Here is a 21,783-nt window from a genome sequence, read left to right as displayed (position 1 = left end):
GTCGCCGTCCTACCGTGGTCTTGTTACCTGTCCTTCTTACTTGCGGTGTTACCTGTGCTGGCTTACTTGTGTGGGCGGGTGGACAGGGTCGGTTTGGCTTCGAGGCCGGAGAGGCCGTTCCAGGCGAGGTTGACCAGGTGCGCCGCCACGTCCGGCTTCTTCGGGCGGCGGACGTCGAGCCACCACTGCCCGGTCAGCGCGACCATGCCGACCAGCATCTGCGCGTACATCGGGGCAAATTTCGGATCCAGCCCGCGGCGCTTGAACTCCTCGGCCAAGATGTGTTCGACCCGGGTGCCCACGTCGCTGAGGATCGAGATGAACGACCCGGTGGACGAACCGACCGGCGAATCCCGGACCAGGATGCGGAAGCCGTCGGACGAGTTCTCGATGTAGTCGAGCAGCGCGAGCGCGGCCTGCTCGACGAGTTCGTGCGCGCGGCCGGCGGTGAGCGACGCCGTGACGGTGTCGAGCAACTTGCGGACCTCGCGGTCCACCACCACGGCGTACAGGCCCTCCTTGCCGCCGAAGTGCTCGTAGACGACCGGCTTGGACACCTCGGCCTTGGCCGCGATCTCCTCCACCGAGGTCGCCTCGAAGCCCTTCTGGGCGAACAGGCCCCGGGCGATGGTGATGAGTTGTTCACGCCGCTCAGCGCTGGTCATCCGCACCCGGGTGGATCGACGCGGTCTGGGTTCGGTCACTGATGCCACGCCCCTGAGATCACGTCAGCATCATGCCGTACGCCGGTGTTGCCGCGTGGGAGATTTACCAGCCGGTGGACCCTTCAGACGTCGGCCGCGCGCACGCGACGAGCCTCCAACCGCTCCTTGACCGGCCAGCGGACATCCGAGACCCAGCCCCACCGCTCGAACAACCAGATGCACCGCGCCGACGTGTCGAGCTGACCACGCAGTACGCCGTGCCGCGCGCAGGTCGGGTCTGAATGGTGCAGGTTGTGCCACGACTCGCCCTGGCTCAGGATCGCCAGCCACCACACGTTGCCCGACTTGTCCCGGCTCTTGAACGGCCGGGCGCCGATCGTGTGGCAGATCGAGTTGATCGACCAGGTGACGTGGTGCAGCAGCGCGATCCGGACGAGGCTCGCCCAGAAGAACGCGGTCAGCGCGCCCTCGATCGACCAGGACCACAGGCCGCCGATGATCGCGGGGGCGAGGAGAGAGAACAGCACCAGGGCGGGGAACAGCTTCGACACGCGAACGACGTCACGGTCCTTGAGGAGATCGGGCGCGTACTGCCGGGCCGGCGTCTGCTCGCTGTCGAACAACCAGCCGATGTGGGCATGCAGAAAGCCCTTGGTCAGGGCCTTGAGACTCGTGCCGTACTTCCACGGGCTGTGCGGATCACCGTCGCGGTCGGAGAACTTGTGGTGCTTGCGATGGTCAGCCACCCACCGAACCACCGGCCCCTCGATCGCGAGGGAACCAGCGATCGCCAGCGCATACTTCATCGGCCTGTTCGGCTTGAAGGACTTATGCGTGAAGTAGCGATGGAAACCGATCGAGATGCCATGGCCGGAGATCGTGTAGAACACCACGCCGAGCACGACGTCGTGCCACCCAAGGAACCCACCCCACGCAATCGGCACCGCAGCCACCAGCGCCAGAAACGGGATCCCGATGAACAACGCGAGCGCGACCTGCTCCCAAACCCCCTTCTGCTCACCCCCAAGCGTCCCCTTCTCAGCATCAAACCCACTCACCTGCGCGGCGCCCCGCTCAGCCGCTTGCGCGCTGACGTGCTCGGCGCCCTGCTCGGCTTGCCCACCAACCGGCTCGACGGCCTGCTCGGTGAGGTGCTCGCTGGTCTGCCCGACGGCCTGTTCGGTGGCCTGCTCGTCGGTCTGCTCGGCACCTGTAGGCGCCTTGATTGCGGCAGCTGGAGTCATGGCGTATCCCTCGTGACGTTGGACGGGTTACCTACGCCACCGTAACCTACGCCTCCGTAGGTAAGTAACCCCTTCGCGTGTCACCCCCACCCCCATGGCACACTGTTCCGGCGTACAACGCGATCCCCCGTGGGGTAATCGGCAGCCCGCGAGACTTTGAATCTCGAAGATCTGGATCGAAACCAGGCGGGGGAGCAAGTCGAAGCCCGGCTCGGCTCACGCCGAGCCGGGCTTCTTGTATCCCCCACGCGTGCTCCTACGTCGCCCCGCTCCCACCCACCCACAGTCCGCGGCTCCTCCGTCGCCGCTCGCCGTGCCTGGGCTGGGCTGGCTGCTGGTTCTTCCCCACGCGGCCTCCTTCGTCGTCCGCTCCCGCCCACCCCTGGTCGCGGCTCCTCCGTCGCCGCTCAGCTGTGGCGGGGCTCGGCTGCTCAGCGGCTCGGATCCGGCATCCGCTTGCTAACGGATTTGCTAACGACCCTGATTGAGGCCGCGCGTCAGCGGCCGGCCTTCTCCAGGTCGCCGATTGCCGGGCAGTGGCCTCGACAGGAGCGGCGAAGATGGCTCTACAAGGCTGAGAATTGCCCGCCGCCGGAGCCGACGCCGTCATCGGTCACGTCTCTGGACTCGCCGCCCCAATCCGCGCCCGTTAGGTCGGCTGCGGTTCGCAACAGATCTGGGATTCCGACGGGTCACGTGCCGCAGCTAGACATCTGGCACCAACTGAGGACAGCCGGGATCGGCCGTTCTAGGCTCTACGCATGTCCCAGCTCACCGTGCACTTCGAGAAGCGCGCGGCACGTCTGCGGGATTGCGCGACCATCGAGGTATCAGAAGGACAGCGGGCGACGACGCATCGACTGGTGCCGCATAACCCAAGCGCCGTGGGCGTGGTGATGTACGTCGGACGGGGCGGTATCGGCACGATTGGCCTCGACGACCCTGCTTCCGCTCCCGCGGAACTCGGTGAGGACATGACCTTGGATCTCCGAGCGATCGACTCCCTCATCGATCTCGCAGTCGAGGGACGCGCGACCGCGTTTCACCTAGCGCGGGGCGGCTGCATCGAAGTACGGGGCTTGAACCACGAGCCCCGCACCTGGATGAATGCCTTGCCACGGCCTGGCTGGCGGCGACGGGCCAAAAGAACTGACTACGCCCCGTACCGCTGAGCCCGACCGAGCCGTCTCATGCAAACCGACTCTTGATATGCGCCGCGTTGACCTGGATTTGGCAGCTATTAAGGGGACGGGCGGGCGGGAGGTCGACTGATCCAAAGGACAAGCGTCCGGCGGTGCCAAGATCGCCGCATGGACTCGGTTGCCACCTCAGCCCAGCTCGAATGGTGGGCGAACAGTTCGACCTGTCTGGCTTCATTCGATGCCTCGGTGAGACTTTCGGCCGGGGAAAGTCGGTGGAAGGCAACAGGACAACTCGCGCTGATCGAGGATGCTCCGGATCTCGCGGCCTTCCGTGAGTTGGACGAGGCCTTCAATCTCCGCCTTCCAGACGGCAGCACAATGCTCGTTTTGGTGACTGCTCTGACATCTGACGGAAAGTTCATGCTGGCTGAGACGTAGAGCGGTTTGCCAACGATTTGGAGCGCGACGGTCAAGCGCGAGCTCAGCCGGGCTCGGGGTTCCGTCGGAGCTCGGATGGATCGTGTCGTACCGGTCGGTGGCAACTTGCAATCTCGAAAATCTGGATCTCGTTCCGTGGAGCGGCGTTGGTGCGTGAAACGATCCTTTTGTGGATCAGGAGCGGAGGAGTTCGGTCGTCGGGGCGTTGGTTGGGCTTGCGGGGAGTGCGGACTACCTCGATCGGGCTGACGCAGGGCGTGCCTTGGCGAATTTCGCGGAGGAGGCTGAAGCGCGGGAGTCGCTGCTCGGGCTGGTCCTTGATGCCGGCGACACGTTTGTGACGCTTGCGACCGCGGAGGCGTTGCTTCGGCGGCAGGATGGCGCAGGGTTCGCGGTCGTCGCTGAGGCGTTGGCTTTGGCGGATTGGCAACAGCGCACATATGTCGAGCAGGCCGTTGAGGCTGTTTTCTTGGTGTTTGCGGCGGAGAGGGATCGGGCGATGGGAGTGTGTGAGGCTCTGGTGCTTGATGCCAGCGCAGAGGTTCGGCGAGGGGCCGTGGTACTGCGCCAGATGCTTGCTGAGGTTAGGCCGTTGCTCTTTCCGCAGGAGCCGGCCTGAGTGTCGGCGGCGGCGTACAGACTAGGAGTAATGGGTCTGGGTTGTTGAGTGGAAGGTCGGGGCGATGACGGGCGAGGGTGCGGTGGTTGTTGGAGGGGGATGTTGCTCTGCGGTGGCAGGTGTTGCGGGATTTGGGTGGGGCTGGTGAGGGGGAGCGGGCTCGGGTTGGGGTGGAGGGGGTGGGGGCGCGATTGCTTGCCCTGCAAGGGGATGACGGGGCGTGGGGTGGGGTGGCCTGGAATCGCGGGTGGGATTCGACCATGCATGTGTTGATGTTGTTGTGGGAGTTGGGGCTGGATCCCGAGAGCGAGCAGGCGCGGCGCGCGGTGGGTCTTGTGCGCGAGAAGGTGACCTGGCGCGGAGCCGGGCCGGAGGAGAGTGGCGGGAACGGCTTCTTCGAGGGGGAGGTCGAGCCGTGTATCAACGGGCAGGTTGCGGCGGTGGGGGCGTACTTCGGGGTGGATGTGCGGGGGCTTGTAGATCGGCTGCTGGGGGAGCAACTGGGTGACGGTGGGTGGAACTGCGAAGCCGAGAACGGGGCGACGCGGTCGTCCTTCAACACCACGATCTGTGTGCTGGAAGCGTTGTTGGAGTGGGAGAAGACGGGCGGTGCGGCTCCGGAGGTCACCGAGGCGCGGTTGCGGGGGCAGGAATATCTCCTGAAACGCAGGCTCTTCAGGCGGTCGACCGGCGAGGTGATCGAGCGCGATCGCAAAGGTGGAGCGGACTGGACTCGGTTCGCGTTTCCGACGTGGTGGCATTACGACGTACTGCGTGGGCTGGAGTACCTGCGGAGTGCGGGTGTCACGCCAGACGAGCGTGTGGCCGATGCGATCAAGCTGGTTGCATCCAAGCGGGACGGTGACGGCCGATGGGCGTTGGAGACCAGCTATCCCGGCACGATGCCTGTCGAACTGGGTGAAACCGTTGGTGAGCCCAGTCGGTGGATCACCCTTCGAGCATTACGTGTCCTGGACTGGTACCCGCAGCGCGGTTGAGCGCGGTGGTCAGAGCGGGTGGACCAGGAGAGTGATGAGGATGCTGGCCAGGACGCCGGCGGCGAAGAAGAGGATGTTGGAGTAGAGGGCTTTACGGTCCGAGCGTTTGGCGTGGGCTTCCAGAGCGGCGGTGAAGGCGCGGAAGGTGGGGTCGTCGACTTCGGTGTCGCTCTCGATGACTTCTGCGGGCGTATCGGGAGCGGGGCGTGGCCGGAGCGAAGAGGTGGAGAGCGGCGTGCCGGTTGATGGGAGTCGTCGGGCCTGTCGGGCGGCGACGGTTCCTGCGACCAGGGCGGCGATGAGCAGGATCAACACCAGCAGTACTGCGGCTGTACTCACCCGCACACTTTAGGTGACCCGGAGGCGAACTGAGTCAAGTAGCCAAGGTGCGCAGGGCGTAGGCGATTCGTTGGACTCGGCGGCTTCGGGTGGTGGCGACGATCGAGCGGACGGGGAGTGGCTCGGTGTGGTTGCGGAGGTCGAGTTCCAGTTGGCAGACGCGGTCGCTGCTGAGGCCGAACCAGCCGTCGTACGGCGTGGCGCGGGCGCTCCGGATGCGCGAGTGCGGGAAGCGGCGGGTGGTCAGCCACGAGCGGACGATGACGTGGGTCGGTGTGACTGTGATGCCTAACCGAGTGGCGCGGAGAAACGCTGCCAGCAAGACGGCGAGGACGAGCCAACCGGGCCAACTGGGTTCCTCGGAGGCGGCTGGATCTGTGAGGCCGGCGAGGGTTGCACCGGCGAGCAATGCGAACTGCGCGATGCAGCCGGCCCGGTAGTAGGGCGTCGCGAAGCTCGTGGTGGGTTCAGACATCGACGGTCAAGCGGATCGTGAGTTCGTCGCCCTCGTCGATCTCCTCGGCTTTGCGGACCCAGGACTTGAGCGGTACGACGTACGCGCCGTCCTTCGGGAACAACGAGGTCGTCCACGAGGTGTCGCCGATGTGGGCGGTGACGGGGATCATTCCCCAGCCGTAGCTGACGGCGGTCGAGGTTGCTTCGAGTTGGCCCGCCTCGTCGTCGGGCACGGTCACGAAGTACCAGGGTGCGGGCCCTCTCCAGTACCAGACCTCGCCGGTGAACTGCACGTCCATGAGGCTCAGCCTAGAAGTGAAAGGCCCTCTGGCGGAGGATCCTTGCTTCTGGAGGGGCGGTGGGATGGAAACGCAAGAGTTGCAATGGGGAACGAAGACGCCAGTGAAGGTGCTTGCGTGCCTGCCGTTGGTGGGGGCATTGGGCTGGCTCGTCGTTGCCGGCGGTTGGCAGGAGCTGTGGCCGATGCTGCTCCTGCTGGCCGCGATGGCGTATCTCTGGAGTCGGGGCGGAGGTGCACGGTTGACCGAGGACGAGCTTGTACTGCGGTATCCGATCGGCACCCGGCGGATTCCGCGCAGCCAGGTCGTCGACGCGCGGTTCACCTACAACGGGATGCGAATCCGGTTGCGCGACGGCTCTCGGGTTCACGCCTTTCTCCAGCCCAAGTGGAGTTCGACCGAGTTGAGCTCCGGTGGTGTGCCGGGTCCCGACAGCGCGGCGTACAAGATCACCGAATGGGCCAAAGCCGCCTGAGGAAGAGCGGGTGGCGGTTTGTTTGTGGGTGGGGGGGTGGGTGAGGATTGGGCGGCTGGGGTGCGTGGGGGCTGGGCGAGAGGGCTGGGATGGCGGGGTTTTGGGCGGTGGGGCGGCGGTGGGTTGTGGCTGCCTGGCCTGGGGTTGTGGCTGCGGTGGTTGTGGGCAGCACGCTCTGGCTTGCCGTGACGCCGTCGACCCGGAACGTCGAGCTGACCGCGGCCGCGATGGGCGGTACGACGCTCGACCAGGTTCGGCCCAGTGACACCGGTGAGGTCAATCCCCGGCTCGGGGCGGCGGTGGATGCGATTTTGGCGCGGCGTGGCATCGCGGTGAAGACCGGCAACCTGAACATGTTCCTCGCCGACGTCGCTCCCGCGTTGCGGAACGAGCAGCGGGTGTTGTTCCAGAATCTGCGCGCGATCGGCATGGCGGTCACGTACCGGCGGGCCGAGCCGTGGGTCGATCGGCCGGCGCTGCGGAAGTTCGGTCTCGCCACCGGCACCTTCCGGGTCAGCATGCGGTACCAGATCCTCGGCTCCCGGCTCGCCCAGGCCGCGACCGACGTCGGGTACACCTACACGGTCCGCGAGAACCGCCTCTGGCTCGTCGCGGACGATCACCTCGACCAGGCGATCGGCTCCGGCCGGCAGCCGTGGGACTACGGCCCCCTCGCGGTGGTCAAGCGCAAGAACATCCTGGTGATCGCCAACCAAGGCCAGCAGGTGCTCGCGCAGAATCTGGCCACCCAGACGGTGCAGACGGCCAAGGCGGTCCGCAAGCTGTGGAAGGGCCATCTCCAGGTGGTCCCGCTCGTCATCGCGATGCGGGAACCGGACGTGCTGACCGAGTTGCCGCCGATGATCCCCGGCGACGAGCCGACCCGCATCCAGCCGATGCCGAGCCCAGCGGCGAACTCGCAGCCCGTCGGCGGCTACATGGTGATCCGCCCTAGCGCACTCAAGTCGTTCGACTCGGTCAAGGAGACGCACGCACTGATCCACCTGCTCGCCGTACGGCTCGGTGACTGTGCGCCGCGCTGGCTGGCCGAGGGCATGGCGCAGTACGCCGAGAACGTGCAACTCGTGGCGGCCGGGCACGGCGCCGAGGTCGCCCAGGCGCGGACCGAGATCGACCGGCGCGTGCTCGGCGATCTGACCCGGCTGCCTGCGGACGACCAGTTCTCGGCTACCGACAGTTACGACATCAGCTGGATCGCGGTCGAACACCTGATCAAGCAGATCGGCCTGCGACCGGTCGTCGAGTACTACGCGCAGGTGGCCCGCCGCGGGTACAACCAGTTCGCCCGCGAGCGGTTGATGAAGGAGTACACCGGGTTCACCGAGGCGACGCTGGTGGAGTCACTGCGCAGTCTCACGGGCTGAGCAAGTACGCTTGCGCGGGCACGCTTTTCGAGTGCCCGGATCTAGCTCTGCGGCGAATTCGCAGGGAACTCGAGGAGAAGACCGCGTGACTTCCCATCGTCCTGCGGTGGTCATCGTGATGGCCGCCGGTCAGGGGACCCGGATGAAATCCGCGACCCCGAAGGTGCTGCACGAGATCGGCGGACGCAGTCTCGTCGGGCACGCGGTGGTTACCGCCCGTGCACTCGCGCCGGAGCATCTCGTCGTGGTGGTCGGTACCGGCCGGGAGCAGGTCGAGGCGCACCTGGCCGCGATCGACCCCGAGGTACGGACCGCCGTCCAGGAGCAGCAGCTCGGCACCGGCGACGCCGTCCGCGCCGGGCTGACCGTCGTACCGGCGGGTTTCGAGGGCGAGGTGATCGTCACCTCCGGCGATGTGCCGCTGCTGCAGACGGACACCCTGCAGCAGTTGGTCGCCGAGCACGACAAGAACGCGAACGCGATCACCGTGCTGACTGCCCGGGTGCCGGACCCGACCGGCTACGGCCGGATCATCCCGGCCGAGGACGGCAGCGTCGCCGGGATCGTCGAGCACAAGGACGCGACCGCCGAGCAGCGCCAGATCGACGAGATCAACGCCGGGATCTACGTCTTCGACGCGGCAACACTGCGCGACGGGCTGAGCCGGATCAGCACGGACAACGCGCAGGGCGAGCTGTACCTGACCGATGTGCTCGCGATCGCGAAGAGCGACGGCAAGCGGGTCGGTGCGTTCGTCACCGAGGACGCGATGCAGACCGAGGGCGTGAACGACCGGGTCCAGCTCGCCACCCTCCGCGCCGAGCTGAACCGCCGCACGCTCGATACCCTGATGCGCTCCGGTGTCACGATCGTCGACCCGAACACCACCTGGGTCGACAGCACGGTCACCCTCGACCAGGACGTCACCCTGCTCCCGAACACCCAGCTGCACGGCGCCACCACAGTCGCGAGCAACGCGACGATCGGCCCGGACACCACGCTCACCGACGTCGAGGTCGGCGTGGGCGCGAGCATCATCCGCACCCACGGCTCCGGCGCGGTCATCGGCGAAGGCGCCTCGGTCGGGCCGTTCGCCTACCTGCGGCCCGGTACGACGCTGGGCGTCAAGGGCAAGATCGGCACCTTCGTCGAGACCAAGAACGCGGCGATCGCGGACGGCGCCAAGGTGCCGCACCTGACGTACGCCGGGGATGCCACGATCGGGGAGGGCGCCAACATCGGCGCCGGCACGATCTTCGCCAACTACGACGGCGTCAACAAGTTCCACAGCACCGTCGGGCGGTACTCGTTCGTCGGCAGCAACTCCGTGCTGGTCGCGCCCGCTTCGATCGCGGACGGCGCGTACGTCGCGGCCGGGTCCGCGGTGACCGAGCCGATCGGGCCGGGCGAGATCGCCGTGGCCCGGGGCAAGCAGCGCAACATCCGCGGCTGGGTGGCTCGCAAGCGGGCCGGTACCAAGACCGCGAAGGCCGCCGAACAAGCACAAGAGGCAGCGCAACAGGGCGAGCTGAGCGACACTGGCGAGAAGGCCGAACGGGAGGCGCGACCATGAGCGGCATGAAGCGGACCACCGAGAAGAACCTGATGGTGTTCTCCGGACGGGCCCACCCGGGCCTGGCCGAGGAGGTGGCCGAACAGCTCGGCGCCGGCCTGGTGCCGACGTCGGCGTACGACTTCGCCAACGGCGAGATCTACGTCCGGTTCGAGGAGTCGGTCCGCGGCTCCGACGCGTTCGTGATCCAGAGCCACACCTCGCCGATCAACGAGTGGATCATGGAGCAGCTGATCATGGTCGACGCGCTGAAACGGGCGTCGGCCAAGCGGATCACCGTGGTGCTGCCGTTCTACGGGTACGCCCGACAGGACAAGAAGCACCGCGGCCGGGAGCCGATCTCGGCCCGGCTGATGGCCGACCTGTTCAAGACCGCCGGCGCGAACCGGCTGATCTGCGTCGACCTGCACACCTCACAGATCCAGGGCTTCTTCGACGGCCCGGTGGACCACCTGATGGCGCTGCCGATCCTGACCGACTACGTGCGGGAGAAGTACGGCGACCAGCAGCTGGCCGTGGTCTCCCCGGACGCCGGCCGGATCAAGGTCGCCGAGCAGTGGTCGGCCCGGCTGAACAACGCGCCGCTCGCCTTCATCCACAAGACCCGCGACGTCGACCGGCCGAACGAGACCGTGGCCAACCGGGTCGTCGGCGAGGTCACCGGCCGGGTCTGCATCCTGGTCGACGACATGATCGACACCGGCGGCACGATCACCAAGGCCGCCGACGCGCTGATGGCCGACGGCGCCGCGGGCGTGGTGATCGCCGCGACGCACGCCATCTTGTCCGGCCCGGCGGTCGACCGGCTGAAGAACTGCCAGGCCAGCGAGGTGATCGTCACCAACACGCTGCCGATCGCCGAGGAGCGCAAGTTCGACAAGCTGACCGAGCTGTCGATCGCCCCGCTGATCAGTCGTGCGATCCGCGAGGTGTTCGAGGACGGCTCGGTCACCAGCCTGTTCGAGGGCCGCGCCTGAGCGGTCCGGCAGCGCTGGTTCTACTTCGGAATCGGAGCTCTGTATGCGGATCGCCGTCTTTCATCCCGGGGCCATGGGGTCCCAGCTCGCCGCGCAACTGGTGGCGGCGGGGCACGAGGTGCACTGGGTCCCCGAAGGGCGTAGTACGGCGTCTGTCGAGCGCGCCGAGGCCGCGGGACTGATCGGTACGCCGTTCGCCGAGGCTGTCGGATCGGCCGAGGTCGTGTTGTGCTCGTGTGCGCCGCAAGGGGCCGTCGACATTGCGCGCCAGGTCGGTGCTGCCGGGTTCGACGGCCTGTACGTCGAAGCAAACCCGCTCTCGCCGAAATCACTCGCTGCTGCTCAGGAAGCGCTACCGGCGGCGACCTTCGTCGACGCGGGCGTGGTCGGACCGCCACCGATGGGCGGCGCCTCGCCGACGCACCTGATGCTGTCCGGTACTGCGGCCGCGCGGGTCGCCGAGCTCTGGGCCGGTACCGCGGTGACCCCGATGGTGGTCGGTGACGAACCAGGCGCGGCGAGCGCGGCCAAATCGGCGTACGCGTTCTACAACAAGGGCAAGGCGGCGTTGGCCGTGCTGGCGTTCGAGTTGGCGGCGAAGCACGGGGTGACGGACGCGCTGGTGGCGCAGGCGATCCGCGCGGATGCCGGATCGCTCAAGGATCCCGGGCTGCCGGAAGGGCTCACCCACGTCGCCTGGCGATGGGGCCCGGAGTTCGACGAGCTGGCTGAGACGCTTGACGAGGCCGGGCTGGAAGGCGACGCGGCCCGGGCGCTCCGCCAGGTCTGGACCCGCCTGAGCCAGTAGGCGCGCCGCTCGGAGTACGGGTGACTGGCTCGTAGTACTCAGTAGACCGGCTGGCCGTAGTCCCGTAGTACGAAAGGTGGCAGCAGGTCGATCACGCGTGACATCACTTCGAGTCGGGCCAGCGTGTCCGGGACGGTGAACGAGCCGGTGCCCCAGGTGACGAGGGCGTTGCCGGAGACCTGCCATTCGAGACCGGGATTGTGCAGCATCCACTCCATCAGCCGCGGATGCAGTACGGCGGACGCGTAGCGCTCGTCCGCGCAACTGACCCGGAAGGCGTCGTTGAACGCCTTGCTCTCGAGTTCGATGTCACGGCCGCCGAAGAACCGGCGCACCTTGGAGTCCATCGTCAGTTTCAGCGGCGGCAGCGCGACCGGCAGGTTGAGCGCGACGAGGAACACCCGGTGCGTGGTCGTCGTGGTCGAGCCGTTGGCATCGGTCGAGGTCGTCGTGTAGGTGTAGTCGAGCGCACACATCCCGCGGCCGCGGAAGTCGCCCGCGAACATCTCGCCGGGCTTGCCGCGCTGATAGATGTCCGCGGCGACGCCGGTCAGCCAGGGGTTCGGCGGCGCCGGATACCAGCCGAGCTGAGCGGCGGCCTGGGCCCGCGCGTTGAGGAACTCCCGCCGCCGCTTGGACTGCCAGATCGCCAACGCGATCACCGCCGAGAAACCGGCCAGCGCGATGACCCCGATGAACGCGAACCCGACGAACATGCCAGGAACCTAGCCGACACCCCGGTCCACCCTGGTACGACACCGCGGGCGTAGTACGAGCGGAGAAAAGTCACCGTCGGTGGGCCGGGAGAAGTACTTCGGGTACAGATTTCACGTCTGGGCAAGGTGGTGGGTAGACTGTTTTGGTTGCCTCGGCGAGGGACGCCCCCCGGACTAAGTCCTTCACAAGACCTGGCGGGCGCGGCTCCGTGATCGACGCGGTGGTTCGTTGCCTGACGCCTGTTCGGGAGTCAAGACGCGCCCGCTGAGGCCAGCAACCCAGCTATAGGTAACGCAGTCACCACTGACAACAGATCACCGCAACGTTCTTGAGGAGTTCATCTCGTGGCCGAGGTCAAGATCCAAGCCGAGTCGCGCACGGAGTTCGGCAAGGGTGCTGCCCGCCGAATCCGCCGGGACAACAAGGTGCCCGCCGTTCTCTACGGCCACGGCACGGACCCGGTGCACATCACGCTGCCCGGTCACGACACCATGCTGGCGCTGAAGACCGCCAACGCCCTGCTGCTGATCGAGGTCGAGGGCAGCGAGTCCCTGCTGGCGCTGCCGAAGCAGGTCCAGCGTGACCCGCTGAAGGGCCACATCGAGCACGTCGACCTGGTCATCGTGAAGCGCGGCGAGAAGGTCCAGGTCGAGATCGCCGTCCACATCGAGGGCGAAGCGGTCAGCGACACCCTGGTCGTGCTCGAGCACCCGAGCATCCTGGTCGAGGCCGAGGCGACCCACATCCCCGACGGCGTCACCGTGTCCGTCGAGGGCCTGGACGCCGGCGCCCAGATCCACGCGTCCGACCTGCAGCTGCCGGCCGGTACGACGCTGGCCGTCGAGCCGGACACCCTGGTCGTCAACGTGACGGCGGCGCAGACCGCCGAGCAGCTCGACGCCGAGCTGTCCGAGGCCGAGGCCGAGGCCGGTATCGAGAAGGACGAGCCGGAGTCCGCCGAAGAGCCGGTCGCCGCCGCGGCCGAGTAGTACAGGACTCACCTCGAGCGCAGAGTTTCAACCAGGAAGGCCGGGATCCGTGGCGGACGACGTGTGGTTGGTCGTCGGGCTGGGGAATCCCGGCCCTTCCTATGCCCGGACCCGGCACAACATCGGTCACCTGGTCGCCGACGAACTGGCCGCCCGGGTCGGTGGCGGCTGGAAGCAGCACAAGCAGGCCAAGGCCGAGGTGGTGGAGACCAGGATCAGCGGCATCCGCGCGATCCTGGCCAAGCCGCGGTCGTACATGAACGAGTCCGGCGGCCCGGTGTCCGGGCTGCTGAAGTTCTTCAAGGTGGAGCCGGCCACCCTGGTGGTCGTCCACGACGAACTCGACATCGACTTCGGCGTACTGCGGGCCAAGTTCGGCGGTGGCGACAACGGCCACAACGGGCTCAAGTCGCTGCGGAAATCGCTTGGCACCGGTGACTACTATCGGTTGCGGTTCGGTGTGGGCCGTCCACCGGGCCGGCAGAGCCCGGCGGACTTCGTGCTCGACGAGTTCTCCTCGGCCGAGCGCAAGGATCTCCCGTTCGCGGTCGATCGCGGCGCGGACGCGGTCGAATCCCTCCTCACCGACGGTCTCGAAGTCACCCAAGCCAAGTACAACTCGTGAGAGTGGACATCAAGTGAAACTGGCCGGTCTGGTCGACACCCTGATCACCGATCCGGTGGTGGCCGAGGCCGTTCGCGACGCCAGGACCGAAGGCGTCACGACACTCGACCTGAGCGCTCCTGGATCGATCCGCCCTGTCCTGATGGCGGCGCTGGCCGCTCACCAGGGCGCGGACCGGCCGGTGCTGGCGGTCACCGCCACGTTCCGCGAGGCCGAAGAGCTCACCGAGGCACTCCAGTGCATGGTCGAGCCCGGCTCCGTCGCCTACTACCCCGCCTGGGAGACCCTGCCGCACGAGCGGTTGTCGCCGCGGTCCGACACGGTCGGCCGGCGCCTCGCCGTACTGCGGAGGCTCGCGCACCCGGATCCTTCGGACGAGACGACCGGTCCGATCAAGATCCTGGTCGCCCCGGTGCGCTCCGTGCTCCAACCGCAGGTCGCCGGGCTCGCCGATCTTCGCCCGGTGCAACTGCACGTCGGTGACTCGGTCGACCTCGAGGACGTCGTCGAGCGGCTGTCGGCCGCGGCGTACAACCGGGTCGACCTGGTCGAGCGGCGCGGCGAGTTCGCCGTCCGCGGCGGCATCATCGACGTCTTCCCACCGACCGAGGAGCACCCGCTGCGGGTCGACTTCTTCGGTGACGACGTGGAGGAGATCCGGTACTTCGCGGTCGCCGACCAGCGGTCGCTGGAGATCGCGCAGCACGGTCTCTGGGCACCCCCGTGCCGCGAGCTGCTGCTGACCGACGAGGTCCGCTCGCGCGCCGCAGTACTGGCCAAGGAACACCCTGAGCTGTCCGAGTTGTTCGAGAAGCTCGCCGAAGGGCATGCCGTCGAGGGGATGGAGTCGCTCGCGCCCGTCCTCGTCGACGAGATGGAATTGCTGGTCGACCTGATGCCGGAAGGCACCCATGTCGTGGTCAGTGACCCCGAGCGGGTCCGGGCCCGGGCGCACGACCTGGTCGCGACCAGCCAGGAGTTCCTGGAGGCCTCGTGGGCCGCTGCTGCCGGCGGTGGCGAGGCACCGATCGACCTGGGCGCGGCGGCGTACATGTCGCTGGCCGATGTCCGCTCGCACGCACTGAGCAAGGGTTTGGCGTGGTGGAGCATGTCGCCGTTCGCGGCGGCGCCGGACGACTCGCTGTCGTCGGAGCTGCGCGACTCGATGGGGGAGCGGATCTCCATCGACATCGACACCGACGCCGGTGCGGTCCGCAGCCGCCAGGTCGCGGCGCACGAGGTCGACCCGTACCGCGGCGAAACCGCTGCTGCTGTTGAGGATGTGCGCACCTGGTTGCGCGACGGCTGGCGCGTCGTCTGCGTCACCGAGGGGCACGGCCCGGCCCAGCGGCTGGCCGAGGTGTTCTCCGAGGCGGAGCTGCCGGCCCGGACCGTCGACTCGATCGACGGGGTGCCCGAGCCTGGCGTCGTACTGATCTCCCAGGGTGCGCTCGACAAGGGATTCATTGCCGAGGGCATCAAGTTCGCCGTACTGACCGAGAACGACCTTGCCGGTCAGCGTTCTGCGGCCGAAAGGCGTTCGCAGCAACGGATGCCGAGCCGCCGGAAGAAGGCGGTCGATCCGCTCGAGCTCGCACCGGGCGACTACGTCGTCCACGAGCAGCACGGCGTCGGCCGGTACGTCGAGATGATGCAGCGGACCGTCGGCACCGGCGCGCAGAAGGCCACTCGCGAGTACATCGTGATCGAGTTCGCGCCGAGCAAGCGCGGGCAACCCGGCGACCGGCTGTATGTGCCGACCGATCAGCTCGACCAGGTCACCCGGTACGTCGGCGGCGAGCAGCCCTCGCTCGACAAGATGGGCGGCGGCGACTGGGCCAAGCGCAAGGGCCGCGCACGCAAGGCGGTCCGCCAGATCGCCGGCGAGCTGATCAAGCTGTACGCCGCGCGTCAGGCGACCAAGGGGCACGCGTTCGCCAAGGACACCCCCTGGCAGCGTGAGCTCGAGGACGCCTTCCCGTTCGTCGAGACGCCGGACCAGTTGGCGACCATCGACGACGTGAAGCGGGACATGGAGCGCGTTACGCCGATGGACCGGATCGTCTGCGGCGACGTCGGCTACGGCAAGACGGAGATCGCAGTACGGGCGGCCTTCAAGGCGGTGCAGGACGGCAAGCAGGTCGCCGTACTGGTTCCGACCACATTGCTTGTGCAGCAGCACTACGCGACGTTCGCCGAGCGGTACGCCGCGTTCCCGGTGAACGTGGCGCCGCTGTCGCGGTTCCAGACCGACAAGGAGGCCAAGGCCACCATCGACGGTCTGGCCGACGGTTCGGTCGACGTGGTGATCGGGACGCACCGGCTGTTCAGCGGCGAGGTCGCGTTCAAGGATCTCGGGTTGGTCGTGGTCGACGAGGAGCAGCGGTTCGGCGTCGAGCACAAGGAGCAGCTGAAGCAGTTGCGGACCGCGGTCGACGTACTGACCATGTCCGCGACGCCGATCCCGCGCACGCTGGAGATGTCGATCACCGGCATCCGGGAGATGTCGACGATCGCGACGCCGCCGGAGGAGCGGCACCCGGTGCTGACGTTCGTCGGTGCCTACGAAGAGGGCCAGGTGACCGCCGCGATCCGGCGCGAGCTGCTCCGCGAGGGCCAGGTCTTCTTCGTCCACAACCGGGTGAACACCATCGAGAAGGCGGCCGCCCGGATCCGCCAGCTCGTTCCCGAAGCGCGGGTCGCGGTGGCACACGGCCAGATGCCCGAACACCAGCTGGAGCAAGTCATCCAGGGCTTCTGGGAGAAGCAGGCCGACGTCATCGTCTGTACGACGATCGTCGAGTCCGGCATCGACATCTCCAACGCGAACACGCTGATCGTCGAGCGGTCCGACCTGCTCGGGCTCTCCCAGCTGCATCAGCTCCGCGGCCGCGTCGGGCGGGGGCGCGAGCGGGCGTACGCGTACTTCTTCTTCCCCGCGGAGAAGCCGCTCACCGAGACCGCGCACGACCGGCTCGCCACGATCGCCCAGCACGCCGACCTCGGTGCCGGCATGCAGGTCGCGATGAAGGACCTGGAGATCCGCGGCGCCGGCAACCTGCTCGGCGGCGAACAGTCCGGCCACATCGCCGACGTCGGGTTCGACCTGTACGTCCGGCTGGTCGGCGAGGCGGTCGCGGAGTACCGGGGTGACAGCTCCGACGACGAGACCGCGGCCGAGGTCAAGATCGAGCTGCCGATCGACGCCCACCTGCCGCACGACTACGTGCCGTCGCAGCGACTGCGGCTGGAGATGTACCAGCGGCTGGCCGCCGTACGGGACGCCGACGGGATCGCCGAGCTGGTCGAGGAACTGCACGACCGGTACGGCGACATCCCGCAGCCCGTGCTGAACCTGATCGAGGTGGCGAAGTTCCGCAACCACGCCCGTACGGCGGGGCTGCAGGACGTGACGCTGCAGGGCAATCTGATCCGGTTCGGACCGGTCGACCTGCCCGACTCGAAGGTGCTGCGGCTGAACAGGCTGTACCCGAAGAGTCTGGTCAAGCCGCAACTGCGTACGATCCTGGTGCCACGACCTGCCACCCGGCCGGTCGCCGGTCAGCCGCTCCGCGACCAGGAGCTGCTGCAGTGGTGTGCGCGACTGATCGACGATGTGATCGCCGAGCCCGTGCGGGCACCGGCCTGATGAGTTCCAGCTGGAGGAGAGTCCGTTGAGCAGAAATCTCGTCAAGGTGACGGGCGCGCTGGCTTCGGTGGTGCTGCTGCTGAGCGGTTGTGCCGCGGGTACCCACCCGGGCGCGGCGGCCAAGGTGGGTAAGACCGAGATCTCGGTGACCGATGTCGACCAGACCTCGCGTGCGGTCAGCACCGCCCTCGGCCAGCCGTACTCCGCCGGCGCCGCGCTGAGTGTCCTCGTGAACAGCGCGCTGGTGAACCAGATCGCCGAGCAGCGCTCAGTGACGATCACCGACGCCGAGGTCGCCGACGCGATGAAGCTGCTGCCGCCGGAGGGCACCTACGATCACTTCGCCAAGGACCCGAAGGCGAACTCGTTCCTGCGTGAGCTGGCCGAGTCCGTGATCGGCATCATCAAGCTCGGTGGCGGCACCGGCGTCAAGGACCCGAAGGTCCAGGAGGCGCAGCAGGCCGGCCAGGGCATCGTCAAGGACGCCGCGAAGAACATCAAGGTCGACATCGCGCCGCGCTTCGGCAAGTGGACCGACGGCGCGCTCGACGGGCAGGTCTCCGGTTCCCTCTCGACGCTGTCGAAGGAAACGAAGGCGCTCCAGCCCACCCCGAACCAGCAGCAGCCGCAGCAGGACCCGAACGCGGACCCCAACGCTGACCCGAACCAGCAGCCGCAGGGCTGACCGCTTCCCCGTGACCGGTTTCATCAAGGTCGTCCTCACCAGCCCTCGGGTGGCGCCGGGCCTCCTGACCCGGGCCGCCTGGAAGGCCTTCGAAGACGCCGACGCCCTCGGCGCCGCTGCGAGCCTCGCCGTCTCCGAGGCGTCCGGAGAGGGCTCTGGCGGCGCGTTCGCCGACGGCTTTGGCGAGTCCGGTAAGCCCGAGCGGCCTGATGTGCAGGCGTTGGTCGGCTCCGGTCTCGTCGTGCAACTGGTGGCCGGCGAACCCCACGAGCACTGGAGCTGGCTGACCACGGCGGCGGCTGCGGGCAAGCGAGTCGCCTGGCTCGTGGGCGACGACGGCGAGCCGGGGCTGCTCCGGCTGATCGCCGACTCGCTGCACCAATCGGCCGAGGGCGGTGACGCGCAACCGGAGTACGAGGTGGAGATCGTCCACGGCTCGTACGACGTACCGGGCGCGCGCCTGATCGACCTCGTCCGCGTGATGGACCGCCTTCGCCGCAACTGCCCATGGGACATGGAGCAGACGCACGAGAGCCTGGCGAAGTACCTGCTCGAGGAGACCTACGAAACCCTCGAGGCGATCGACTCCGGCGACTACGAGCATCTCCGCGAGGAACTGGGCGACCTGTTGTTGCAGGTCGTCTTCCACTCCCGCGTCGCCGAGGACTCCGCCGACGAAGGCTTCACCATCGACGACGTCGCCGGCGGCATCGTGGAGAAACTGATCCGCCGCCACCCCCACGTCTTCGCCGACACCCTCGCCGCCGACGCGGCCGCCGTCGAAGCCAACTGGGAAACCATCAAAGCCGCCGAAAAACAACGCACCTCAGTCCTCGAAGGCATCCCCCTCGCCCTCCCCGCCCTGGCCCTGGCCGACAAGGTCCTCGGCCGCTCGGCCAAGATCCACCCCTACGAGCCCCCGACCGACCCCGACCTGGGCGTAAGACTGTTGATGCTCGTCCAGGAGTCCCGCGACGCCGGCATCGACGCCGAACAAGCCCTCCGCACAGCCGCTCACGCCCTGGCCGCCCGAATTCGTACCGCGGAGTCCGGCACCTAGTCGTCAGAGCTTGTCTGCGGCAACCACCGAGATGCGCGACTCGTCGCCGACCAACGCTGAGATATCGCCGAAGTCCGAGGTCGCGATGACAACCCGGCCTTCTTCCTGCATAGCTGTCGCGACCAGGATGGCATCGACAGCCTGGCCGGAGCCAAGCCGAGCGGAGCCGATCAGCTTGCCGGCTTGCTCGCCGATCTGCTGGGAAACGGGGACGACGACGATGCCGTTCAGGACTCGGTGAACCGCTGCGTCTCTGGGCGAGCCGCGAAGGGCCTCGGCCAGGATCGCTGCCGAGGTCACTACTCGCCGACCATCGGCATAGGCGACCTGGAGCCGGACATACATGGCACGATCGGTCGCAGCCCGGGAGAGGCCCTCGTTGTCCAGGACGAGCGTGCCTTGCGGGGCATGACGAACCCGTTTGCGTGAACTCACTGGTCGGACCACTCGGCGCGCGCGGCGGCGAGTTCCTCTTCAGTCACCGGCCCGTGGACTTCGGCCAGTTCGGTCACCAGATCGCCCAGTCGATCATGCTCCAACTGACGAACGAGAGCGTCGGTCACGTACGCCGAGACGTTGCCGCGCCCTGCCCGTTGCCTGAGCTCGGCGGCTAGGTCGGAGGGGATCGTGACACTCATCTTGTCCGTGCGCGCTGGCTCACCCATAGCCCGATCCTACCGTTGGTGGGATCGGCGCAGGAAGTGGCACAGAACCAAAGAGGTCGACGCGTAGTAGGACCTGCTGGAACCCTAAGGGTTGTGAGTAGGGAGAGCCGTCAGTTGTCTCGGTTGCTTCGGCATGCGGCGGGGGAGCGGGGGCTGGCGATGAGTGCGGATGGGTGGGCGTCGATCGACGACGTCTGCAAGATGTTGCGGATGGATCGGGCTGCAGTTGATCGGGCTGTTGTGGAGAACGACAAGTCTCGGTTGCAGGTTGAGGGTGATCGGATCCGGGCTTGTCAGGGGCATTCGGTGGACGGGATGCCGGTCACGCGGGAAGCCTTGGAGAACAGTTGGCGACGGGTGGCGCCCGATCAGCTGCTCTGGCACGGGACCAACCGAGCCGCGTTGCCGGGGATCGAGGAACACGGGTTGCTGCCTGGTCGGCGTACGCATGTTCATCTTGCGCCGGCGAAGGACAGCCGGGTGGGTAGGCGGTCCGCGGTCGATGTGCTGCTGGGGATCGATCCCGCGCAATTGGACGAACCCGTCTTCGAGGCGCCCAACGGGGTGTTGTTGACGAGGTTCGTGCCCGCGAAGGCGATCGTCGTTGTGGAAAAGGCGGACGCGGTCCACTGGGGTGGGTGGTCTGGCGGCTAGGCTCGGGGTGACATCAGGTGTGAACAGAGGAGTAGATGTGGCCACCATCGAGGCCGTCGGCGCTCGCGAGATTCTTGACTCGCGCGGCAACCCCACTGTCGAGGTCGAGGTTCTGCTCGACGACGACACCGTAGCCCGGGCGGCTGTGCCCTCGGGCGCATCCACCGGCCAGTTCGAGGCCGTCGAGTTGCGGGACGGGGACAAGTCCCGCTACGGCGGCAAGGGTGTCCAGAAGGCCGTCACGGCCATTCTCGAGGACATCGACAAGGAGATCGTCGGGTACGACGTCCACGAGCAGCGGCTGATCGACCAGGCCATGCTCGACCTGGACGGCACCCCGAACAAGTCCAAGCTGGGCGCCAACGCCATCCTCGGCGTCAGCCTCGCGGTGGCCAAGGCGGCCGCGGAGAGCGCCGGCCTCGACCTGTACCGCTACGTCGGCGGCCCGAACGCGCACGTGCTCCCGGTGCCGATGATGAACATCCTCAACGGTGGCGCGCACGCGGACAGCAACGTCGATGTGCAGGAGTTCATGATCGCCCCGATCGGCGCCGCGACGTACGCCGATGCGCTGATGCAGGGCGCCGGCGTCTACCACGCGCTGAAGGCGGTGCTGAAGGAGCGCGGGCTGTCCACCGGCCTCGGTGACGAGGGCGGCTTCGCCCCGAACCTGCCGAGCAACCGCGACGCGCTCGACCTGATCCTGGTCGCGATCGAGAAGGCCGGCCTGCAGCCGGGCAAGGACATCGCGCTGGCCATGGACGTGGCCGCGAGCGAGTTCCACACCGACGGCGTGTACGCCTTCGAGGGCGGCAAGAAGTCGTCCGACGAGATGATCGCGTACTACGCGGACCTGGTCGCCTCTTACCCGATCGTCTCGATCGAGGACCCGCTGAACGAGGAGGACTGGGACGGCTGGAAGAACATCACCAGCCAGCTCGGCGACAAGATCCAGCTGGTCGGCGACGACCTGTTCGTCACCCAGGTCGAGCGCCTGCAGCGTGGCATCAACGAGAAGTCGGCGAACAGCCTGCTGGTCAAGGTGAACCAGATCGGTTCGCTGACCGAGACGCTGGACGCCGTCGACCTGGCCCACCGCAACGGCTTCACCTGCATGATGAGCCACCGTTCCGGTGAGACCGAGGACACCACCATCGCCGACCTCGCGGTGGCGACGAACTGCGGTCAGATCAAGTCCGGCGCCCCGGCCCGGTCGGACCGTACGGCGAAGTACAACCAGCTGCTCCGGATCGAGGAGGAGCTCGACGACGCGGCCCGGTACGCCGGTCGCTCGGCCTTCCCGCGCTTCAAGGGCTGATCG

At 67.5% G+C, this 21,783-nt stretch carries 24 protein-coding genes; 16 read left to right on the top strand and 8 right to left on the bottom strand.

What is annotated here, in order from left to right; genetic code table 11:
* Positions 1–62 precede the first annotated feature (62 nt).
* Together DIZ26_RS16855 and DIZ26_RS16850 are read right to left on the bottom strand one after the other, a co-directional pair.
* The gene (locus DIZ26_RS16855; protein ID WP_232828401.1) at positions 63–665 is read right to left on the bottom strand and encodes a TetR/AcrR family transcriptional regulator; all 603 of its coding nucleotides are present in this window, start codon (positions 663–665) and stop codon (positions 63–65) included.
* Between the two features lie 122 nt (positions 666–787).
* Positions 788–1,909, bottom strand: a complete 1,122-nt coding sequence (locus DIZ26_RS16850) for an acyl-CoA desaturase (RefSeq protein ID WP_232828400.1) — start codon at positions 1,907–1,909, stop codon at positions 788–790.
* Positions 1,910–2,670: 761 nt separating this feature from the next.
* Between DIZ26_RS16850 and DIZ26_RS16845 the strand changes: the two genes are divergently transcribed.
* From DIZ26_RS16845 to DIZ26_RS16830, 4 genes are all read left to right on the top strand, one after another.
* Complete coding sequence (locus DIZ26_RS16845) at positions 2,671–3,081, top strand: hypothetical protein (protein ID WP_112242363.1); 411 nt, start codon at positions 2,671–2,673, stop codon at positions 3,079–3,081.
* Positions 3,082–3,219: 138 nt separating this feature from the next.
* The gene (locus DIZ26_RS16840) at positions 3,220–3,489 is read left to right on the top strand and encodes a hypothetical protein (protein WP_112242361.1); all 270 of its coding nucleotides are present in this window, start codon (positions 3,220–3,222) and stop codon (positions 3,487–3,489) included.
* Between the two features lie 169 nt (positions 3,490–3,658).
* Positions 3,659–4,108 (top strand): hypothetical protein, encoded by a 450-nt coding sequence (locus tag DIZ26_RS16835; protein ID WP_198676139.1) that lies wholly within the window; start codon positions 3,659–3,661, stop codon positions 4,106–4,108.
* Positions 4,109–4,368: 260 nt separating this feature from the next.
* Positions 4,369–5,106, top strand: coding sequence for a prenyltransferase/squalene oxidase repeat-containing protein (locus DIZ26_RS16830; protein ID WP_232828399.1), 738 nt, complete (start codon positions 4,369–4,371; stop codon positions 5,104–5,106).
* Between the two features lie 9 nt (positions 5,107–5,115).
* On the opposite strand, the gene DIZ26_RS16825 is transcribed toward DIZ26_RS16830, so the two are convergent.
* From DIZ26_RS16825 to DIZ26_RS16815, 3 genes are read right to left on the bottom strand one after another with little or no spacing between them, the layout of a single operon-like run.
* Entirely contained in the window at positions 5,116–5,445 is a 330-nt protein-coding gene (locus DIZ26_RS16825) for a hypothetical protein (protein ID WP_112242357.1), read from the bottom strand.
* 34 nt (positions 5,446–5,479) lie between these two features.
* Positions 5,480–5,920 carry a PH domain-containing protein gene (locus DIZ26_RS16820; protein ID WP_112242355.1) on the bottom strand — a complete coding sequence of 147 codons (441 nt, stop codon included), beginning with the start codon at positions 5,918–5,920 and terminating at the stop codon, positions 5,480–5,482.
* On the bottom strand, positions 5,913–6,200 hold the full coding sequence (locus DIZ26_RS16815; RefSeq protein WP_112242353.1) for a DUF1905 domain-containing protein: 288 nt from the start codon (positions 6,198–6,200) through the stop codon (positions 5,913–5,915). The genes DIZ26_RS16820 and DIZ26_RS16815 overlap by 8 nt, the downstream gene beginning before the upstream one ends.
* A gap of 64 nt (positions 6,201–6,264) precedes the next feature.
* Between DIZ26_RS16815 and DIZ26_RS16810 the strand changes: the two genes are divergently transcribed.
* From DIZ26_RS16810 to DIZ26_RS16790, 5 genes are all read left to right on the top strand, one after another.
* Positions 6,265–6,675 (top strand): PH domain-containing protein, encoded by a 411-nt coding sequence (locus DIZ26_RS16810; RefSeq protein ID WP_157979740.1) that lies wholly within the window; start codon positions 6,265–6,267, stop codon positions 6,673–6,675.
* Positions 6,676–6,821: 146 nt separating this feature from the next.
* Positions 6,822–8,060, top strand: coding sequence for a DUF1570 domain-containing protein (locus tag DIZ26_RS16805; RefSeq protein WP_232828398.1), 1,239 nt, complete (start codon positions 6,822–6,824; stop codon positions 8,058–8,060).
* Positions 8,061–8,145: 85 nt separating this feature from the next.
* Complete coding sequence (gene glmU / locus DIZ26_RS16800) at positions 8,146–9,633, top strand: bifunctional UDP-N-acetylglucosamine diphosphorylase/glucosamine-1-phosphate N-acetyltransferase GlmU (protein ID WP_112242349.1); 1,488 nt, start codon at positions 8,146–8,148, stop codon at positions 9,631–9,633.
* The gene (locus tag DIZ26_RS16795; RefSeq protein WP_112242347.1) at positions 9,630–10,610 is read left to right on the top strand and encodes a ribose-phosphate diphosphokinase; all 981 of its coding nucleotides are present in this window, start codon (positions 9,630–9,632) and stop codon (positions 10,608–10,610) included. Before glmU ends, DIZ26_RS16795 begins: the two co-directional genes overlap by 4 nt.
* Positions 10,611–10,653: 43 nt before the next feature.
* Entirely contained in the window at positions 10,654–11,418 is a 765-nt protein-coding gene (locus DIZ26_RS16790) for an NAD(P)-dependent oxidoreductase (protein WP_112242345.1), read from the top strand.
* 38 nt (positions 11,419–11,456) lie between these two features.
* Here the strand turns inward: DIZ26_RS16790 and DIZ26_RS16785 are convergent, their stop codons facing one another.
* On the bottom strand, positions 11,457–12,134 hold the full coding sequence (locus tag DIZ26_RS16785; protein ID WP_112242343.1) for a hypothetical protein: 678 nt from the start codon (positions 12,132–12,134) through the stop codon (positions 11,457–11,459).
* 345 nt (positions 12,135–12,479) lie between these two features.
* Here DIZ26_RS16785 and DIZ26_RS16780 point away from each other — a divergent pair, with 345 nt between their 5' ends.
* The 5 genes from DIZ26_RS16780 to DIZ26_RS38695 are packed head-to-tail and all read left to right on the top strand — an operon-like array spanning position 12,480 to position 19,143.
* Positions 12,480–13,124 carry a 50S ribosomal protein L25/general stress protein Ctc gene (locus tag DIZ26_RS16780; RefSeq protein ID WP_112242341.1) on the top strand — a complete coding sequence of 215 codons (645 nt, stop codon included), beginning with the start codon at positions 12,480–12,482 and terminating at the stop codon, positions 13,122–13,124.
* Between the two features lie 49 nt (positions 13,125–13,173).
* The gene (pth, locus tag DIZ26_RS16775; protein WP_112242339.1) at positions 13,174–13,749 is read left to right on the top strand and encodes an aminoacyl-tRNA hydrolase; all 576 of its coding nucleotides are present in this window, start codon (positions 13,174–13,176) and stop codon (positions 13,747–13,749) included.
* A 13-nt stretch (positions 13,750–13,762) separates the two neighbouring features.
* Complete coding sequence (gene mfd / locus DIZ26_RS16770) at positions 13,763–17,398, top strand: transcription-repair coupling factor (RefSeq protein ID WP_112242337.1); 3,636 nt, start codon at positions 13,763–13,765, stop codon at positions 17,396–17,398.
* Between the two features lie 25 nt (positions 17,399–17,423).
* Positions 17,424–18,083, top strand: coding sequence for a SurA N-terminal domain-containing protein (locus DIZ26_RS16765; protein WP_112242328.1), 660 nt, complete (start codon positions 17,424–17,426; stop codon positions 18,081–18,083).
* A gap of 10 nt (positions 18,084–18,093) precedes the next feature.
* Entirely contained in the window at positions 18,094–19,143 is a 1,050-nt protein-coding gene (locus DIZ26_RS38695) for a MazG family protein (RefSeq protein WP_112242326.1), read from the top strand.
* A 3-nt stretch (positions 19,144–19,146) separates the two neighbouring features.
* Here the strand turns inward: DIZ26_RS38695 and DIZ26_RS16755 are convergent, their stop codons facing one another.
* Complete coding sequence (locus tag DIZ26_RS16755) at positions 19,147–19,578, bottom strand: type II toxin-antitoxin system VapC family toxin (protein ID WP_198676137.1); 432 nt, start codon at positions 19,576–19,578, stop codon at positions 19,147–19,149.
* Positions 19,575–19,808, bottom strand: coding sequence for a CopG family transcriptional regulator (locus DIZ26_RS16750; RefSeq protein WP_112242322.1), 234 nt, complete (start codon positions 19,806–19,808; stop codon positions 19,575–19,577). Before DIZ26_RS16750 ends, DIZ26_RS16755 begins: the two co-directional genes overlap by 4 nt.
* Positions 19,809–19,844: 36 nt before the next feature.
* On the opposite strand from DIZ26_RS16750, the gene DIZ26_RS16745 reads away from it, so the two are divergent.
* On the top strand, positions 19,845–20,462 hold the full coding sequence (locus DIZ26_RS16745; RefSeq protein ID WP_269815389.1) for an RNA 2'-phosphotransferase: 618 nt from the start codon (positions 19,845–19,847) through the stop codon (positions 20,460–20,462).
* A gap of 37 nt (positions 20,463–20,499) precedes the next feature.
* On the top strand, positions 20,500–21,780 hold the full coding sequence (gene eno / locus DIZ26_RS16740) for a phosphopyruvate hydratase (RefSeq protein WP_112242320.1): 1,281 nt from the start codon (positions 20,500–20,502) through the stop codon (positions 21,778–21,780).
* The last annotated feature ends 3 nt before the right edge of the window (positions 21,781–21,783 follow it).

The organism is Kribbella monticola, from assembly GCF_003261635.1.
GTDB classification, from domain to species: domain Bacteria; phylum Actinomycetota; class Actinomycetes; order Propionibacteriales; family Kribbellaceae; genus Kribbella; species Kribbella monticola.
This window is presented reverse-complemented; position numbering and strand designations above follow the sequence as displayed.

Excerpts from the sequence above, each read along its gene's own strand:
- DIZ26_RS16840 (WP_112242361.1), top strand. The coding sequence starts at position 3,220 with ATGGACTCGGTTGCCACCTCAGCCCAGCTCGAATGGTGGGCGAACAGT.
- DIZ26_RS16850 (WP_232828400.1), bottom strand. The coding sequence starts at position 1,909 with ATGACTCCAGCTGCCGCAATCAAGGCGCCTACAGGTGCCGAGCAGACC.
- DIZ26_RS16855 (WP_232828401.1), bottom strand. The coding sequence starts at position 665 with ATGACCAGCGCTGAGCGGCGTGAACAACTCATCACCATCGCCCGGGGC.
- DIZ26_RS16785 (WP_112242343.1), bottom strand. The coding sequence starts at position 12,134 with ATGTTCGTCGGGTTCGCGTTCATCGGGGTCATCGCGCTGGCCGGTTTC.
- DIZ26_RS16750 (WP_112242322.1), bottom strand. The coding sequence starts at position 19,808 with ATGGGTGAGCCAGCGCGCACGGACAAGATGAGTGTCACGATCCCCTCC.
- DIZ26_RS16790 (WP_112242345.1), top strand. The coding sequence starts at position 10,654 with ATGCGGATCGCCGTCTTTCATCCCGGGGCCATGGGGTCCCAGCTCGCC.
- DIZ26_RS16845 (WP_112242363.1), top strand. The coding sequence starts at position 2,671 with ATGTCCCAGCTCACCGTGCACTTCGAGAAGCGCGCGGCACGTCTGCGG.
- DIZ26_RS16795 (WP_112242347.1), top strand. The coding sequence starts at position 9,630 with ATGAGCGGCATGAAGCGGACCACCGAGAAGAACCTGATGGTGTTCTCC.
- DIZ26_RS16820 (WP_112242355.1), bottom strand. The coding sequence starts at position 5,920 with ATGTCTGAACCCACCACGAGCTTCGCGACGCCCTACTACCGGGCCGGC.
- DIZ26_RS16815 (WP_112242353.1), bottom strand. The coding sequence starts at position 6,200 with ATGGACGTGCAGTTCACCGGCGAGGTCTGGTACTGGAGAGGGCCCGCA.
- DIZ26_RS16830 (WP_232828399.1), top strand. The coding sequence starts at position 4,369 with ATGCATGTGTTGATGTTGTTGTGGGAGTTGGGGCTGGATCCCGAGAGC.
- DIZ26_RS16810 (WP_157979740.1), top strand. The coding sequence starts at position 6,265 with ATGGAAACGCAAGAGTTGCAATGGGGAACGAAGACGCCAGTGAAGGTG.